Annotated in this window: 1 protein-coding gene; it reads right to left on the reverse strand. The window is 38.1% G+C overall.

What is annotated here, in order from left to right:
• Positions 1–241 (reverse strand): DUF494 family protein (locus AAEY83_RS14200; protein WP_351059833.1); only part of this gene is annotated, 241 nt, incomplete at its 3' end.
• Positions 242–281: the final 40 nt, after the last annotated feature.

Here is a 281-nt window from a genome sequence, read left to right on the forward strand (position 1 = left end):
GCCTTTGGCATTCACTATCGGTAAATATACGCACAGCATCTTTAGGGTTAGCAATAAGATAAGGAGACTCATCGCTGTGTTGTAAATCGGCTAGTTGCTCTAACCAATCAAAAGCTTTAAATATCTCAGGCTTATTAAAGCCCGCACGCAGTAGCTCATCGGTTAACTCATTTTGCTCTGCAAATATATCCGCTTCGCTATGAATGTAATTTTCAAAAAGATACAAAAGAATATCAAACATATTACCTTCCTGCGCTTAACTTGATGTAACCATCTAAGAC

Source organism: Psychrobacter sp. TB20-MNA-CIBAN-0197, assembly GCF_040309765.1.
Lineage (GTDB): Bacteria > Pseudomonadota > Gammaproteobacteria > Pseudomonadales > Moraxellaceae > Psychrobacter > Psychrobacter submarinus.